The organism is Desulfosporosinus cupriresistens, assembly GCF_001707885.1.
Taxonomy (GTDB): Bacteria; Bacillota; Desulfitobacteriia; order Desulfitobacteriales; family Desulfitobacteriaceae; genus Desulfosporosinus.
Map to the genome: position 1 here is coordinate 45,695 of NZ_MASS01000024.1, position 15,258 is coordinate 60,952.

14 protein-coding genes are annotated in these 15,258 nt (G+C 46.1%); 13 read left to right on the plus strand and 1 reads right to left on the minus strand.

The genetic code is table 11. The features are described from left to right. The first annotated feature begins 159 nt into the window (after positions 1-159). From DSBG_RS11345 to DSBG_RS11405, 13 genes are all read left to right on the plus strand, one after another. Positions 160-735 carry a DUF116 domain-containing protein gene (locus DSBG_RS11345; RefSeq protein WP_068964445.1) on the plus strand — a complete coding sequence of 192 codons (576 nt, stop codon included), beginning with the start codon at positions 160-162 and terminating at the stop codon, positions 733-735. 765 nt (positions 736-1,500) lie between these two features. Beyond that, positions 1,501-2,463, plus strand: coding sequence for a pyruvate dehydrogenase (acetyl-transferring) E1 component subunit alpha (gene pdhA, locus DSBG_RS11350; RefSeq protein WP_068964446.1), 963 nt, complete (start codon positions 1,501-1,503; stop codon positions 2,461-2,463). Positions 2,464-2,487: 24 nt separating this feature from the next. Next, entirely contained in the window at positions 2,488-3,459 is a 972-nt protein-coding gene (locus DSBG_RS11355) for an alpha-ketoacid dehydrogenase subunit beta (protein WP_068964447.1), read from the plus strand. 84 nt (positions 3,460-3,543) lie between these two features. Beyond that, a complete protein-coding gene (locus tag DSBG_RS11360) occupies positions 3,544-4,575 on the plus strand; it encodes an ATP-NAD kinase family protein (RefSeq protein ID WP_068964448.1) in 1,032 nt (343 codons plus the stop codon). An 88-nt stretch (positions 4,576-4,663) separates the two neighbouring features. Continuing rightward, a complete protein-coding gene (locus DSBG_RS11365; protein WP_068964449.1) occupies positions 4,664-6,256 on the plus strand; it encodes a 2-oxo acid dehydrogenase subunit E2 in 1,593 nt (530 codons plus the stop codon). An 18-nt stretch (positions 6,257-6,274) separates the two neighbouring features. Beyond that, a complete protein-coding gene (lipA, locus tag DSBG_RS24205; RefSeq protein ID WP_068964450.1) occupies positions 6,275-7,816 on the plus strand; it encodes a lipoyl synthase in 1,542 nt (513 codons plus the stop codon). A gap of 29 nt (positions 7,817-7,845) precedes the next feature. Then, the gene (locus DSBG_RS11375; RefSeq protein ID WP_068964451.1) at positions 7,846-8,280 is read left to right on the plus strand and encodes a glycine cleavage system protein H; all 435 of its coding nucleotides are present in this window, start codon (positions 7,846-7,848) and stop codon (positions 8,278-8,280) included. A 2-nt stretch (positions 8,281-8,282) separates the two neighbouring features. Next, complete coding sequence (locus tag DSBG_RS11380) at positions 8,283-9,794, plus strand: FAD-binding oxidoreductase (protein ID WP_068964452.1); 1,512 nt, start codon at positions 8,283-8,285, stop codon at positions 9,792-9,794. Continuing rightward, on the plus strand, positions 9,791-10,960 hold the full coding sequence (locus DSBG_RS11385; RefSeq protein ID WP_068964453.1) for a (Fe-S)-binding protein: 1,170 nt from the start codon (positions 9,791-9,793) through the stop codon (positions 10,958-10,960). Before DSBG_RS11380 ends, DSBG_RS11385 begins: the two co-directional genes overlap by 4 nt. A gap of 110 nt (positions 10,961-11,070) precedes the next feature. Continuing rightward, complete coding sequence (locus DSBG_RS11390; protein WP_242877568.1) at positions 11,071-11,505, plus strand: glycine cleavage system protein H; 435 nt, start codon at positions 11,071-11,073, stop codon at positions 11,503-11,505. Next, positions 11,498-12,607 carry a radical SAM protein gene (locus tag DSBG_RS11395; protein WP_083236833.1) on the plus strand — a complete coding sequence of 370 codons (1,110 nt, stop codon included), beginning with the start codon at positions 11,498-11,500 and terminating at the stop codon, positions 12,605-12,607. Before DSBG_RS11390 ends, DSBG_RS11395 begins: the two co-directional genes overlap by 8 nt. Before the next feature lie 7 nt (positions 12,608-12,614). After that, positions 12,615-13,592: a radical SAM protein gene (locus tag DSBG_RS11400; protein WP_068964455.1), complete on the plus strand. Its 978-nt coding sequence runs from the start codon at positions 12,615-12,617 to the stop codon at positions 13,590-13,592. A 38-nt stretch (positions 13,593-13,630) separates the two neighbouring features. Then, positions 13,631-14,305: a class I SAM-dependent methyltransferase gene (locus DSBG_RS11405; RefSeq protein WP_068964456.1), complete on the plus strand. Its 675-nt coding sequence runs from the start codon at positions 13,631-13,633 to the stop codon at positions 14,303-14,305. Positions 14,306-14,545: 240 nt separating this feature from the next. On the opposite strand, the gene DSBG_RS11410 is transcribed toward DSBG_RS11405, so the two are convergent. Next, positions 14,546-15,258: phosphomethylpyrimidine synthase ThiC (locus DSBG_RS11410; RefSeq protein WP_176716254.1), on the minus strand; the 713-nt coding region annotated here is incomplete at its 5' end.

Here is a 15,258-nt window from a genome sequence, read left to right on the forward strand (position 1 = left end):
AACGCCTAGGAATATTTCAGACCTAGGCGTTAAAAATTTGCTTGAAACAAAATTTGAGTTGACCGTTGAATTCTCTAATGAAGATGAGCCTATTTTCGTTCAACGTTTGTCCATTCAAGAGTTTTAGAAAACTACAAGGAACTGGGAAGGTAATTATCGATGAAACTGAAGGGTAAATTAGACATTGAAATCTTAAGAAAGAACTGGCTAAGCGAAGTTGAAGCCCATTCTGAAGAAATGAACTCGATTTTCTTTGTAGGGAAGAGTGTAAATCCCAGAGACATTGGGGTTACCAAAAGTTTTAACGCATTGCCTTTGTTGCTTCCTTACTGCGCCAAAAGTCCAACTTGTAAGTTTCGCTATACGGAAGGGTGTGAACGTTGTGGACGCTGCGATATAGGGGAAGCTTATCAATTAGCAGAGGAGTATGGGATGGAGCCGGTTACGATACAGAACTATGAAATGCTGGAGCGGGTTTTACAAAGTTTGAAGGAACAAGGGTGCAGCGCTTTTATAGGAACGTGTTGTCAGACCTTTATTGCCAAACACCGGCACGACTTTGAACGTATTGGCTTACAAGGTGTACTCATAGACATTGATAATTCGACCTGCTATCATCTGGGCAAAAATAGGGAAGCCCATCAGGGGACTTTTCAAAGCCAGACTCGATTAAAACTTGATCTCCTTCGAAGAGTGTTAGATAAAGTAATTGTAGATCAACTGCCCCTACCCTAAAGGGATAGTGGCTTGTAACTAACCAGTAGTACGAACACTTTTATGCTCCTACCTTTTAACACCCTTTCAGGCGTGTTGTTACATTGAGGATGATTGACAGCACCCTAACTCGCCAAACGTATTATGAAAATTTGCTTAGGGAACGAACAGGATTTGTTTCCTAAGCAAATTTTTTGAGTCTGTATTTTAAAACAGCTTAATCAGTAAGTCAACCTGTGCTGCAAGGTATTTCGGCAAAATTATAGCTGTGATTCTTGTACTAAGGTTGGATTAAGATTTCGCAATAAACTGACAAATTGTTCGAAAACCGAACAGTGTTCATTATCAGAACCGATCATTCGTGGCAAATCTTGTTGAATAGAGAGAATTAAATAGTTTTAAACAATATTAGCCAACCCTTGTTAGCCAGTAGCTGTCTGCTTATTAATGCAAATTTTTGAAAATTTTTAAGGTTGGCATACCGTTTGCATATTTAATGAAATTGTGGAGATTTTGCAATATCTGAATGAAATGGGCGTAAAAGTTAATTCTTCGCCTCTTGTCCTTAATTTGTTATTTATGTAAGAAATGTAAAATCATATCACATTTAGCGCAATGACAGGGTGGTTAGCAAAGGGGGGGATGGAAGTAGCGGGTATGTTAGTGCCGTAGGTGATGTCGTTGAGGACAGTCTAGATAGACTTGGACTCCTATGTTGATAGAACCAGGGCGGATATTTGCAAGTGTGTAAAGAAAAAAACTTATTCGGATGAGGAGTGATTATAAGTGGCGCTTAATAAAGAACAAATGCTTGATTTATATCGTCAAATGCGTATGATCCGTGAATTTGAAGAGACTGTGGCTAAATTTTTTTCACAAGGTCAAATTCCTGGTTTTGTTCACCTGTACATTGGTGAAGAGGCTGTGGCTACCGGAGTCTGTGCGAACTTAGAAAAACAGGATTATATCGCTAGTACTCATCGGGGGCATGGGCATGGGATTGCCCGCGGAGCATCGCTTAACAAAATGATGGCTGAGATTTTCGGTAAGGCCGACGGAGAATGTAAAGGAAAAGGCGGTTCTATGCATATTGCTGATGTAGAACTAGGTTTTCTTGGCGCGAATGGAATTGTTGGTGCGGGTTTACCTTTAGCAACCGGGGCAGGTTTTGCCGCTAAATATATGAAAACTAATGGAGTTGCAATCTGCTTTTTCGGGGATGCAGCATCGAACCGGGGTACTTTCCACGAGTCCTTGAACATGGCGAGTGTTCAGAAATTACCTGTGATTTTTGTCAACGAGAATAATATGTACGGTATTTCAATGAGCCAGGAAAGACATCAAAATATTACGGATATTGCAGACCGCGCAGGCTCCTACGGAATGCCTGGTATGGTCGTTGACGGCAATGACGTTATGGCTGTCTACGAAGCAGCAGAAGAAGCTGTGAAGCGTGCTCGTGCTGGTGGAGGCCCTGTCTTGATTGAATGTAAAACATATCGTCATCACGGCCATTTTGAAGGGGATCCCTGCGTATATCGGAGCGATGAAGAAGTGAACGCCTGGAAAGCGAAAGATCCTTTGCCACGGTTCGTGAATCGTTTGCAAGAAATGAAAATGGCTACAGAGGCAGAAATCAATCAAATCGATACTGAAGTTAAAAAGATTATTGCTGATGCGGTTGAGTTTGCTCAGAATAGTCCTGTACCGTCTCTTGATGAACTAACGACCGATGTTTACTGCGACTAAGGAATTTGAAGGGGTGAGATTATTATGGCAGAAAAGACATATTCCCAAGCGATCAATGAGGCCCTCGAAGAAGAAATGCTTAGGGATGAGAAAGTGTATATCTTAGGAGAAGATGTTGGAGCCTTCGGTGGGTGTTTTGGAGTAACAACGGGTCTTCTTGAAAAATTTGGTGCTGAAAGAGTGTTGGATGCACCGATCTCTGAGACCGCGATCATGGGCTCAGCGGTAGGGGCCGCAGTCGCTGGTTTGCGCCCGGTTCCAGAAATCATGTTTGTGGACTTCGTAGGTGTCTGTCTCGATGAGCTGCTTAACCAAGCAGCAAAGATGCATTATATGTTTGGTGGAAAGGCTAAAGTTCCGCTGACGTTAAGGATGGCCTGCGGTGCCGGAGTGGGTGCAGCAGCCCAACACTCTCAGAGCCTTGAAGCCTTTATGTGCCATATTCCTGGGCTTAAAGTAGTTATGCCGGCGACTGCAGCAGATGCTAAAGGTTTGTTGAAATCGGCCATCCGTGATGATAATCCGGTTATCTACTTGGAGCATAAAGCCCTCCTTGGGGTAACCGGGGAAGTTCCCGAAGGGGAGTATACTATTCCACTTGGCAAGGCGGATATCAAACGGGAAGGAAAAGATGTCACGATCTTAGCTTATTCTATGATGCTTCATAAAGCGTTAGCGGCTGCGGAAACCTTAGCTCTAGAGGGAATCGAAGCAGAAGTGATTGATCCTCGTACGCTTGTACCGTTTGATAAGGAAACGTTGTATAAATCCATAGAAAAAACCGGACGACTGGTTATTGTGCATGAAGCTGTCAAACAGGGAGGATTTGGTGCGGAAATCGCCGCAATGGTTGCTGAAGAGTGTTTTGATTCTCTCGATGCATCAATTAAAAGAGTAGCGGCACCCTTTGCTCCTATTCCTTTTGCATCTAACCTGGAAGCAGCCTATATTCCGGATGAAGCAAAAATTATTGAAGCGGTAAAATCCTTTTTCTAGGATATGTCGTATAGAAAAATCATTCTCCGAGAAGGGCGGCCGATCGTTCGGTTGCCCTTAGCTCTTGGGTAGGAGGAGAAGACTATGATTGCAGGAATTATTGCAAATCCCGCTTCAGGAAAAGATATCCGCCGTTTGGTGGCTCATGCCACGGTCTTTGATAATCAGGAAAAAGTGAATTTGATCCGGAGAATCTTGCTGGGGCTGCAAGCAGCAGGGGTTCAAAGGGTCTGGTTTATGCCGGATTATTTTGGCTTCTACGAGCGGGCTTTAGAGGTTTTCAGGGGTGAGAATCAATTAACCATGGAGACAAAGCTCTTGCCCATGCACTGGAAGGGGAATCAAGAGGATTCGCGGTTGGCAGCAGCCCAAATGGTGGAAATGGGTGTAGGTTGCCTGGTAACCTTAGGAGGTGACGGAACCAACCGAGTTGTAGCTAAAGGAGCCGGGGAGGTTCCGATCATGCCTGTTTCGACAGGAACTAATAATGTTTTCTCGGTTATGGTGGAAGGAACAATCGCGGGTTTGGCAGCTGGTTTAGTGGCAACAGGTGCGGTAGAAGAAGAGTTTTCTCTTATTCGGACTAAAAAGCTGATTATCTATATTAATGGTCAAGCGGTAGATATAGCCTTAATAGATGCCGTTGTGCTAGCTGAGCAGTTCGTCGGTTCCCGGGCGATTTGGGACATTGGTAAGATCCGGCAGATTGTGGCTACGTGCGGCGAGTCCTTTCATATTGGTATTGCGGCAATCGTCGGTGCCCTGCATCCCATCAATAAGCGCGAAGCCAAAGGGATCAACTTAATCATCGCAGACTCGGAAAGTGGCGAGCAAACGTTGGATTCAACTCAAGGCTCCTCAATCCAGGTAAAAGCAGCAGTAGGACCTGGTCTGATTCGATCGGTTCCTGTTCGTTCCTACGAATTAATGAGCCCTGGTCAGAAAGTCGTTGTAAATCATGTCCCTTGTGTTATAGCGGTGGATGGGGAAAGGGAGATATTGGTCGGTCCAGAAGACCGTGCCGAAGTAGAACTAGTGCAGACAGGGCCGTTTGTGGTCGATGTCCAAAGCACCTTAAACCGTGCTGCCCAAAAAGGTCTATTCATAAATCGTTAAATTTTTCTAAACACATACTCTTCTAAACTCTCATGCCCCGTTGGGGCCCAAACTATAATGAAAATATAAATTTGGAGGAAAAAGAAAAATGGCACAAATCATGCTTATGCCTAAATTAGGTTTAACAATGAAAAAAGGAAAAATAGTAAGCTGGCTAAAAAACGAAGGGGAGACGGTTGCCCTGGGAGAAGCTCTTTTAGAGGTGATGACGGAAAAAGTAAATATAAAAGTTGAATCACCTTATAAGGGAGTACTTTATAAGATTATCGGTGCTCCAGGCTCGAACTATCCGATCTCTGTTCCGCTTGCTGTTTTGGCGGAAGAAGGGGATGATGCCGCTGCCTTAGAAGTCGCTCTGGATGAGGCGAAAAGTGTTTTACAAGCAGCCCTGGCAGGTGGGAGTGACGGCGCAGAGAAGAAGAAAGAAGCCAAACCTGTTAAGCCTTTTGGGGTTTTTGCCGGTGCCGGCAAGGTATCTCCTCGTGCGGCTAAACTCGCCGATAAAGAAGGCGTAGCGCTTGGATTAATTAGTGGCAGTGGCCCAAATGGCAAGGTTGTTGAAGAAGATGTTTTAAATTACATCGCTCAAGTTAAGGGAGAAACAACTTCCGAGCTGCGTCCCATTGATCCTCAGAGCATGCGGGGCGTCATAGCGGATCGCATGATTAAGAGTCGGAGAGAGGCTGCCCATGTCACCCTGATGAAAGAAGTGGATATGACCTCGTTGAAAGATGTTCGGGAGCAATTAAATGCTCTGGGCGCGGACAAACGAGTCAAATTCTCCTTTACAGATTTCCTTGTTAAGTTTACAGGACAGGCTTTAGCGGAATTTCCGCTTGTGAACTCGCGGAGCACTGATAAGGAAATTGAATTAGCCAAATCGATCAATGTAGGGGTAGCTGTCGCCTTGGAAGAGGGGCTCGTCGTTCCCAATGTGAAAAATGTGCCGATTCTTACTCTTGAACAAATTTCGGCAAAAATTAAAGACTTGGCAGCGCGAGCTCGTAATTCTGAACTTGACCCGTCAGAGATAGAACAAGGGACCTTTACGATTACTAATTTGGGGGCCTACGGAGTAGAAGGGTTCACACCCATTATTAACCGGCCGGAAACTGCCATTCTCGGTGTTGGAACGATAAAACAGAAACCAATTATGGTCGAAAGTCGCTTAGAAAATCGCTTTTTTATGACGCTCAGTCTTTCTCTGGACCATCGGATCATTGACGGTTCACTCGCTGCTGACTTTTTAGGCCGTCTGATAGAAATGTTGGAGAATCCCTATCCTTGGTTCCAGTTACAACCGCAAGCCAGTGACGATCTTGTGATCAAGACCGGGGGCAAAGAAACACCGCATGATCTCTTGGAAGCATTTACCACTGGACTGGAAGCGTTGAAAGAAGAAAATCCGGAATTGGCGATTGGCTTTGAAGGCCTCATGGCGCCGGTCTTTTGTGAAGGCGAATTGGGGATCATGGAAAAAGAGTTAATGGCGGTGGCTGTTGCCATTTATGCCAAATGTGAGTTCTGTATTGCTGCTCATGTTTATAATGCCATGAATGCCGGAGCGTCAGGTGAACAAGTTCTGGAGGCAGCTGGAGTGGCTGTCGCTTTTGGAGGCGGCGCGGCTATGGCTTATACCGTAACAAAAGTTCGTGCCTGTATCAACGCTTTTGGCGGTTAAAGAAAGCGGGGATAACCGATGGTTGAATCGTTTCACCCCACGTATCTTCTTGACCTCGGGAAAGCGGATTATAAACCGGTTTGGCAACTCCAAAAGAAGTTACAGAGTCTCAGAATCGAGGGTCAGGTCGCGGATAGCTTGATCTTGGTCGAACACCCTCCCACAATCACGTTGGGAAAAGACAGTAGCCTTGACCATATCTTAGCTGGTGAAGAATGGCTCGCTGCTCATGAATTCCAGGTTTTCCAGATCGAAAGGGGAGGGGATGTTACTCTTCATGGTCCGGGCCAACTTGTAGGCTATCCCATCCTAGATCTCCATGAATACAATAAGGACGTCCATTTGTTGGTTTATAAATTAGAAGAAATGCTGATACGAACGCTTTCTGCCTTTGGAATCCAAGCGGAGCGACGTGTTGGATTTCCCGGAGTCTGGGTTGGGGAGAAGAAAATTGCCAGCATTGGCTTAGGGGTCAATCATTGGGTGACAATTCACGGTTTTGCTCTTAACGTAAACCCGGATTTGTCTCAGTTTAAGACCATTGTTCCTTGCGGTTTACCTGGTGTGCAAATGACTTCACTTGCCGAAGAGCTGAACCGCTCGATTAGCATTTCCGAGGTCAAAAATAGGGTCATCGAAGAAATGTGTGCACTTTTTCGATGGGAGATTCGCTCTCTATCCGAGGATATGGAGAGCTTGTTGCTTGCTGACGGTCTGAAAGCACAAGTTTTTCGACCAAGTTGGTTAACGGTTCAGGCTCCTACGGCGGGTGTGATGGAAGAAATGGAAGGGGTTTTAGCAAAGGGTCGCTTGCATACGGTCTGTGAGGGAGCACGTTGTCCCAATGCGGGTGAATGCTTTGCTTTAGGCACCGCCTCGTTTATGATTCTTGGCGACGTCTGCACCAGGGGATGCCGTTTCTGCGCAGTAAGCAAAGGAATCCCCTGTCCTCCTGATCAGGCAGAAGCTGAAGCAGTGGCGGAGACCGTCAAAACCCTTAACCTTAAACACGTAGTCATCACATCAGTGACTCGGGATGATTTACCAGACGGCGGAGCAGGGGAGTTTGCCCGAGTTGTGAGAGCCTTGCGCCAAAAGACTCCCCAAACAAGTATTGAACTGTTGATTCCAGATTTGGCGGGATCAGAACAAGCGCTGGAAACGATTGTTGCCGCTAAGCCAGAGGTCATTGGTCACAATATCGAAACAGTCCCAGATCTTTATCCTCACGTGCAGCCGGGGGCAAATTATGAGCGCTCGTTGAAGGTTCTGGCCGATGTTAAAAGACTTGATCCTGCAATCAAAACTAAAAGTGGTTTGATGGTCGGCTTTGGAGAGAAAACACAGCAAGTTTGTCGCGTTATGGAGGACTTGCGCGCGGTAGGGTGTGATTACCTTACTATCGGCCAATACCTGCAACCCACGCCTAAACATCTGCCGATAAAAGGGTTCATACCTCCGAGTATGTTTGCTTGGTATCGGGAGCAGGCCCTCGAACGTGGCTTTAAAAAAGTGGAAAGTGGCCCCTTAGTCCGCAGTTCCTATCATGCGCAACCATAGTGAAACATTGAGATCTGGAGGTGGAAAGTATGGCAATTATTGAAGGGTACAATTTACCCGATGACCTCTACTATACGGAAGACCATGCCTGGGTGAAAGTGGAGGGAAATTTAGTCAGAGTAGGAATGAATGATTTTGCCCAGAAATTGGCGGGAGATATCTCGTTTGTTAAACTACCCAAAGTCGGTAAAGACGTACCAATAGGTAAACTTCTCAGCTCAATGCAGTCGGGAAAGTGGGCGGGACGTATCGAGGTACCTGTAACAGGTAAGATCGTGGAGGTTAATAAGGAGTTATTGCATGAACCGCAAAAGATGAACCAGGATTGTTATGGAAATGGTTGGATTGCGCTGATTGAGCCCAGCAATTTCCAGGAAGACTCCGCTAAACTAATGGATGGGGCTAAAGCCGCAGAGTGGCTTAAGGGGGAAATTGCCCGGAATGTTCCGGGTAAGGAGGGATAGTCATGGAACAGGCTTTGCAAAAAATATGTGGAGAAAAAAGGACCACAACCGACCCTTTTGAACTTGCTCCATATGCTAAAGATGTCGCCTATGTCCCCGCTATTCTGGTTAATTTACTAACAAATCCTCTACCTAACGCTGTGGTTCAGCCCATCTCGGCAGAAGAAATCTCTAGTTTGATCAAGTGGGCCAGGCAAGGCAAAATACCAGTCACAGTCCGGGGCGGGGGCTCTACTGCCTATTTCAATTGCATTCCGATGAAGAGTGGTTTAGTGATTGATATGAATCGCCTCCAAGGATTTTCGGAAATTGAGCTAGACCAGGGGAGCCAGAAAAAAATGGTCTGGGTCAAAGCTGGAATGACTTGGAAAGACCTCGATGACGGATTGCGACAGCAGGGCTGTGCTGTGTGCTCTAGCCCAAGTAGTGCACCCTCCGCTACGATCGGAGGATGGGTTTCCATGGGAGGCTTAGGTATCGGCTCTGTTCCCTATGGCTCAGTTCACGATCAAATTATGGCTATACGGGGTGTGACGGCCACTGGAGAAATCGTGGAGTTATCACGACCTGACAAAGCCCCTGCCAGGAACCAGGGATCTGAGCAATCAGGCTTACAATTTAAGGACTTGATGGGTACTGAAGGAACCCGGGGAATTATTACGGAGATTAAGCTGTTGGTACGTGACGTTCCCGAAAAAGAGGAACATCTCCTAGCCGTTTTTAATAATGCAACGGATACTGGGGTGATGATGTCTTGGCTGGGTGGAGAGCATTTCACTTCTCTGTACAATGTTCATTTTAGTAGCCCGGAATTCATTATGTCGCTCCAGAAAGCTGGCTACGCTCAGGAGATCCCCCCAGGAAAGTATAGCCTGGAAATTGATCTGGAGGGCAAGCGTGACGAAGTAGATCAAGCGGTTGCTCATATCCGAAAGCAAGTAAAAGTTCTAGGCGGGACTTTATTGCCTGATGGAGTAGGAGCTGAGGAATGGGCCGATCGGTTTAAATCTCTCCGGCTTGAACAAACACTTCCTTCTCTCCTAGCGGCAGAAATGACACTCCCGGTCCGTAATTTTGCGGCCTTTTATGAGAGGTTAAGTAAATTGGGCCAAAAGACCAATACCCTGTGTGTTACGTATGCCCATCTCGTGTCTCCTGACATGGCCTTGGTGATGGTTCTTTATCCCTCAGATGAACTGAACCTGATCCGTTACATTGTCGATCTTAGTTTTACCAGCAACCTTTACAAATTGGGACACAGTTTGGGTGGTAAACCCTACGTCATTGGCTTTTGGAATACTCCCTATTTAGGAAAAATATATGACAAGGGAGAAAGAGGACGCCGCCGCCAGCGCAAACAAGCGGCAGATCCCCAAGCTCTGCTCAATCCCGGAAAGGGTTACAATCCCCCGAATATTATTTTGAACAGCCATGTCTTTGGTTTGGCGATGATTATGATTGGTCTCTTTCGACCTATGGTCCTTAAAATCCTAAAAGGAGGCAAAGGACAATGAAAACGATTGAAGAACTTCGGGAGCAAATAGCCAAAACCAGTTATATCTGTGGCAGCTGCGGTAGTTGTCGAAGTGTCTGTCCCGTTTACCGAGAAATTGGTTGGGAATCCTCGGCACCCCGCAGGAAAATTGCTTTGGCCAAAGAGGTATTCCTGAAGAAAAAGGAGAAACAAGCCACAGGTCAATATGCTCAGCGTTTACAGGAGTGTACGCTGTGTGGTAAATGTGCGGAAATATGTGCATCTGGGATTAAAACCCGTGAGCTTTGGTTGAATCTGCGGGAAGATTTAAGGGCTCGGGGAATGGAACATCAGAACTTAACCCAGATGGCTCATCAAGTTAAAACAACTCACAATATCAGTACGTTCCCCAATGAAAATCGCCTGGACTGGGTGGACGATTTAGATGAGGTTGAGGTAGAAGTCTCCAAAACCGGAAGTGAGGTTGCCTACTTTGTAGGATGTGTGTCTTCCTTCTATCCGATGTCGGCTGGAATCTCTCAAAGTATTGTCAGCTTATTGGACCGAGCAAACGTTAATTACACCGTTCTTGGAAGTGAGGAATGGTGTTGTGGCTTTCCCCTCCTCGCTTCGGGAAACTCTGAGCAAGTCACTGAATTAGCCCAACACAATGTGGAAAAGGTTCGCGCCCTTGGTGTCAAAACTTTAATAACGGGCTGTGCCTCCTGTTTTCATACCTGGACCCATGAATATCCGACGATCCTCGGGGGAGGTCTGGGCTTTGAGGTGCTCCATGCAACACAGTATCTGGCTAGATTAATCCTTACAAAACAATTAGAGGCTGGCAATATGGATGAGACCGTCACTTATCATGACCCCTGCGATTTGGGTCGTAACAGTGGAATCTATGACGAGCCCCGCGAACTTTTACAGGCCATGGAGGGACTTGACTTTGTAGAAATGCCTCATCGCCGGGAGATGGCTGACTGTTGCGGTGGGGGAGGGAATCTAGCTGCCGTAGATAAGGAGTTAAGCCAAGCGATTGCTGTGAAACGGGTACGGGAGGCTGTGGCAACTGGGGCAACTATTTTAACCTCGGCGTGTCAGCAATGTGTCCAGACTTTGCAAATGGCGGCAAGACAGGAAAAATTACCGCTTGAGGTCTTAGACGTTACTGAGTTATTGTGGCGGTCCTTGGAAGAATAGGATTACCCGCTTCTGAAACAGGAGTAGGATGTTTGGTTACCTAAACTATATAGAATATTTGACTACCTAAACTATGTAGAACGTTTGGCTACCTATACTATAATGATAGAGTGGGTGAAGATTTGAAGATCGGAGAGTGGAATTTTCCGGAAGAATTACTCTATGATGAACATCATCAGTGGCTCAAACGAGAAGAAGAAACGGTCACCGTTGGCTTGACTGACTATGGTCAATACACTCGGGGGGATATATTGTACTTGAGTTTGCCAGAAGCCGGTACTCAGGTGAAGGCAGGAGAGGCCGTAGGTTCTCTGGAAACAGGAAAATGGGTCGGGCGATTTTATGCTCCTCAGGCAGGGGAAATTTGTGCCGTGAACGCGGAGGTTTTGGAAAACACACGCTCGATTAATCAAGATCCCTATGGGCACGGTTGGCTCTTTAAAATAAAGACTTATTCCGTTGAAGGGCAAATGCTTATGACCGTAGAGCAACTCAAGGTATGGTTAGACAGGGAGTTAGAGAGGGAGAAGGCTTGTGATGTCTAACACTCACCCTTATCGTTCCCAAGGTGAACGTGCCCAAGAGATCGAGGAAATGGGTTTAGAAAGTCCGGAGGTTATCCAAACGAGTCTTGCGGCCGCGATGACCCTCGGTTTAAAAGGCGGTATTTTTTATCGCGATGCCAAGCTCACCTGCTTAAACTTGCTCCTGACTTATCAAGAGGGCTGTCAGGGACGCTGTGGTTATTGTGGTTTGGAGCAAAAACGTTCCGAAAAAACCAAAGGAACAACCTTCATTCGGGTTGCTTGGCCCACCTACTCCTTTGATCTCATTCTTGAACGGACAAAACAATATCAAAACTCACTGAAACGTATTTGTCTATCCATGATTACTCATAAGAAAGCCTTTGAGGATTCGTTAAATCTTGTATCCCGTTTACACAGGGAAGTCAATTTGCCGGTTAGTATTCTTTGTGCCCCAACGTTGATCCGCAAGACAGAAGACCTGCAAAAACTCAAAGAGGCCGGTGCCGATCAACTTGGGGTGTCGATTGACACAGCCACTGCAGAAATCTTCCAAAAATACCGCGGAAAAGGTGTACGGGGACCTCATCGCTGGGATCATTACTGGGAGATTCTGAGAAAGGGCGTTGCTGTTTTTGGACAAGGCCAGGTCAGTGTTCATCTCATTGTCGGCCTAGGAGAAAGCGAACAAGAGATGGTCAGGACTTTTCAGCAAGTCCACGATTTAGGCGCGGTGGCTCATTTGTTTTCGTTCTATCCCGAACCGGGAAGTGCTCTGGCCGAGAAAGCAGCCCCCTCCATTGGTCAATACCGCCGCATGCAATTAGCCCGTTATCTAATTATGAATGATTTGGCGAGCGCCAAGACTATGCACTATAATAGTTATGAACAAGTTTATGATTTTGGCATGGATGTCGAACCTTTTGTCGCTTCTGGCCAACCTTTTCGCACGTCCGGCTGTCCCGGGAAGGATGGTGAGACTGCCTGTAATCGGCCCTATGGCAATGAACGCCCAGGTATTACACTAGCCAATTATCCTTTTATTCCCAATATGCGAGATGTGAAGCAAATAAGGGATGAACTCTACGCAGGGCTTATCGAATTTCGCGAAAAGAAAGAATGAAGAAAAGATGGTAGAGAAGACTATTGTAGAAGGTTGGACGGAATTTGATCAGATCTCAAACTTACCTGATCTGCTAAAAGAAGCCTGGAATCTGCGCCGAAAAGCCTTCCCTGATTTTATCCACTTTGCAGTTCCAGGTGGGAGGCATTATGATGGTAAGAACTTTCGTAATTCAGGCCAATTCCTCAATGTGAGTATCACGGGAGTCTCCTGCGCTCTTCAATGTGACCATTGTCAGGGAAAAATGCTGAATGGAATGATCCCATCTCCAACACCGGAAAAGCTACAGGAACTGGGAACCAACCTGCTCAAAAAAGGAGTTACAGGGCTTCTTGTAACCGGAGGATGTAATCATAAGGGCCAGGTCCCCCTTAAGCCATTTTTGTCGGCTTTAGCTTATTTAAAATCCCTGAGCTTTACAATTCATGTGCATACCGGCTTAGCAGATAAGGAAACAGCAGTCGGGTTGAAACAGGCCGGGGTTGATAAGGTTTTTCTGGATATGATCGGTGATGCCGCTACAATTCGCAGGGTTTATCATCTTGACCGCAAGCCAAGTGACTTTATCGAGACTTTAGAAATTCTGCTGGCCGAGAATTTAGATGTTGTCCCGCATGTGGTTCTCGGCTTAAACTACGGGAAAATCATGGGAGAAGAAAATCTCATTCAAACGTTAAGTGACTATCCTTTGGAAACATTGGTGTTAGTTGCTTTACGAGCCGTGCCGGGTACTCCGATGGGCGGAGTCAGTGGACCAAATCCGGCTGAGATCGTCAGGATTACCGCTCAAACTCGTCTCTTGAATCCATCGCTAAAACTTAGTTTTGGTTGTGCTCGACCTTATACTCAAAAGGCTTGGTTGGAGAGAGGGCTCATAGCGGCGGGAATCAATACCTTGGCTTTTCCACTGGATGAGACTATAGACTTTGCTTTAGCGTGGGGGCTGGAACCAATCATGAATGAGATGTGCTGTGGTGGACTGTAGGGAAAAAGTAGAAAGAACTAAAGTGGGGAGTGATTATAATGCCGATTGAACTATTTGATCCGATAGCTGGAGATTATGACAACTGGTATGACACGGAAATAGGACGAGTCATCGATCAAGTTGAGCGGGACTTAGCTGTTCAGCTTTTTCAGCCATCCGGTCCCAAGATGTTAGAAATCGGGTGTGGAACCGGACAATACACCACTATGTTAGCGGAACAGAGGTATCAAATCACGGCTGTTGATATATCAAAAAAAATGATGGCGCGAGCTCAAGAAAAGATTGCGCGCTTGGGTTATCAGGTTAAGTGGCTGAACGGGGATATCACTCAAATTATCAATCAACTTGAACAATATCATGGTATTCTTTCGATGAGTGCTTTCGAGTTTATTCCAAATCCAGAGGAAATTTTAGCTGGATTATTTGAACATCTAGAGCCCCAAGGATGTCTCGTAATTGGAGTTATAGCGGGGGAATCTCCCTGGAGCGAGTTCTATAGTAGGAAGGCTAATACAAAACCTGAATCCGTTTTTGCCCACGCACGATTTTACACGGAATCTGAAATTCGTCAATGGAAGGTAGGCGGACGGCTGGAAATCGGCAAAGCACTTTATTTTCCGCCTGAGGTGTCTTCGGTAGAACAAGCTTTAACAATGGAAAAGCAAAAAAATACGAATCCTGGTTTTATGGTCGCCAAGTGGGTAAAAGAATGATCGTAGGATAATCTGATAAATGAGAGACGCAAATTGCGGACTCTCTTTTATTTATTGCATGGCTAATCACAATCTTAAGCTTGTACAGTTTTTAATGGGTGTGATAAAGGGAGTATTTACAATTCGTAAAATCGTGCCTTGACAACGTGGTGCGGTTTAGTAATGTCATAGGGTTAACTTCAAAGGAGCAAGTAGCAAGGTTCTCATCCAACCAGCTACTTGCTCCTTTATTTACTTAGACTATTTGTCCATAATACGGTTCATGAGGCGCATCGAGCACATTTCCCCGCACATGGTGCAGCTGTCCTGATGTTCTGGGGCGGACTCTTTTCGATAGCGCTCTGGTTTTTCTCGATCCAAAGCTAGGACAAACATTTTCTCCCAATCTAAATCCTGCCTAGCTTGGCTCATTTCCCTATCCCAAGCGGCAGCTCCAGGTATCCCTTTGGCGACATCCGCAGCATGAGCAGCGATCTTGACTGCTATGATCCCTTCGCGCACGTCGTCTAAAGTCGGTAATCGAAGGTGCTCAGCCGGTGTCACATAGCAAAGAAAATCTGCTCCCACCGAGGCGGCTAAAGCTCCGCCGATTGCGCTGGTGATGTGATCGTAACCGGGAGCAATGTCAGTGACCAACGGCCCCAAAATGTAAAAGGGTGCACCGTGGCAAAGCTTTTTAGCTAACTGGACATTGGCCACAACCTCATTCAAGGGAACATGGCCTGGTCCTTCAATCATGACTTGAACATTGCGTTGCCAAGCCCTTTGAGTTAATTCTCCCAGGACAATCAATTCGGAGATTTGGGCACCGTCTGTAGCATCGGCAATGCTACCCGGTCGGCAGGCATCTCCTAGGCTTATGGTTACATCGTATTTGGCACAAATATCGAGGAGATCATCAAAATACTCGTAAAAAGGGTTTTCCTGTCCGGTCAACTCCATCCAGGCATACA

Bases quoted from the DNA above. Each gene is read 5' to 3' on its own strand.
- DSBG_RS11345 (WP_068964445.1), top strand. From the start codon at position 160: ATGAAACTGAAGGGTAAATTAGACATTGAAATCTTAAGAAAGAACTGG.
- DSBG_RS11355 (WP_068964447.1), top strand. From the start codon at position 2,488: ATGGCAGAAAAGACATATTCCCAAGCGATCAATGAGGCCCTCGAAGAA.
- DSBG_RS11360 (WP_068964448.1), top strand. From the start codon at position 3,544: ATGATTGCAGGAATTATTGCAAATCCCGCTTCAGGAAAAGATATCCGC.
- DSBG_RS11365 (WP_068964449.1), top strand. From the start codon at position 4,664: ATGGCACAAATCATGCTTATGCCTAAATTAGGTTTAACAATGAAAAAA.
- lipA (WP_068964450.1), top strand. From the start codon at position 6,275: ATGGTTGAATCGTTTCACCCCACGTATCTTCTTGACCTCGGGAAAGCG.
- DSBG_RS11375 (WP_068964451.1), top strand. From the start codon at position 7,846: ATGGCAATTATTGAAGGGTACAATTTACCCGATGACCTCTACTATACG.
- DSBG_RS11380 (WP_068964452.1), top strand. From the start codon at position 8,283: ATGGAACAGGCTTTGCAAAAAATATGTGGAGAAAAAAGGACCACAACC.
- DSBG_RS11385 (WP_068964453.1), top strand. From the start codon at position 9,791: ATGAAAACGATTGAAGAACTTCGGGAGCAAATAGCCAAAACCAGTTAT.
- DSBG_RS11395 (WP_083236833.1), top strand. From the start codon at position 11,498: ATGTCTAACACTCACCCTTATCGTTCCCAAGGTGAACGTGCCCAAGAG.
- DSBG_RS11400 (WP_068964455.1), top strand. From the start codon at position 12,615: ATGGTAGAGAAGACTATTGTAGAAGGTTGGACGGAATTTGATCAGATC.
- DSBG_RS11405 (WP_068964456.1), top strand. From the start codon at position 13,631: ATGCCGATTGAACTATTTGATCCGATAGCTGGAGATTATGACAACTGG.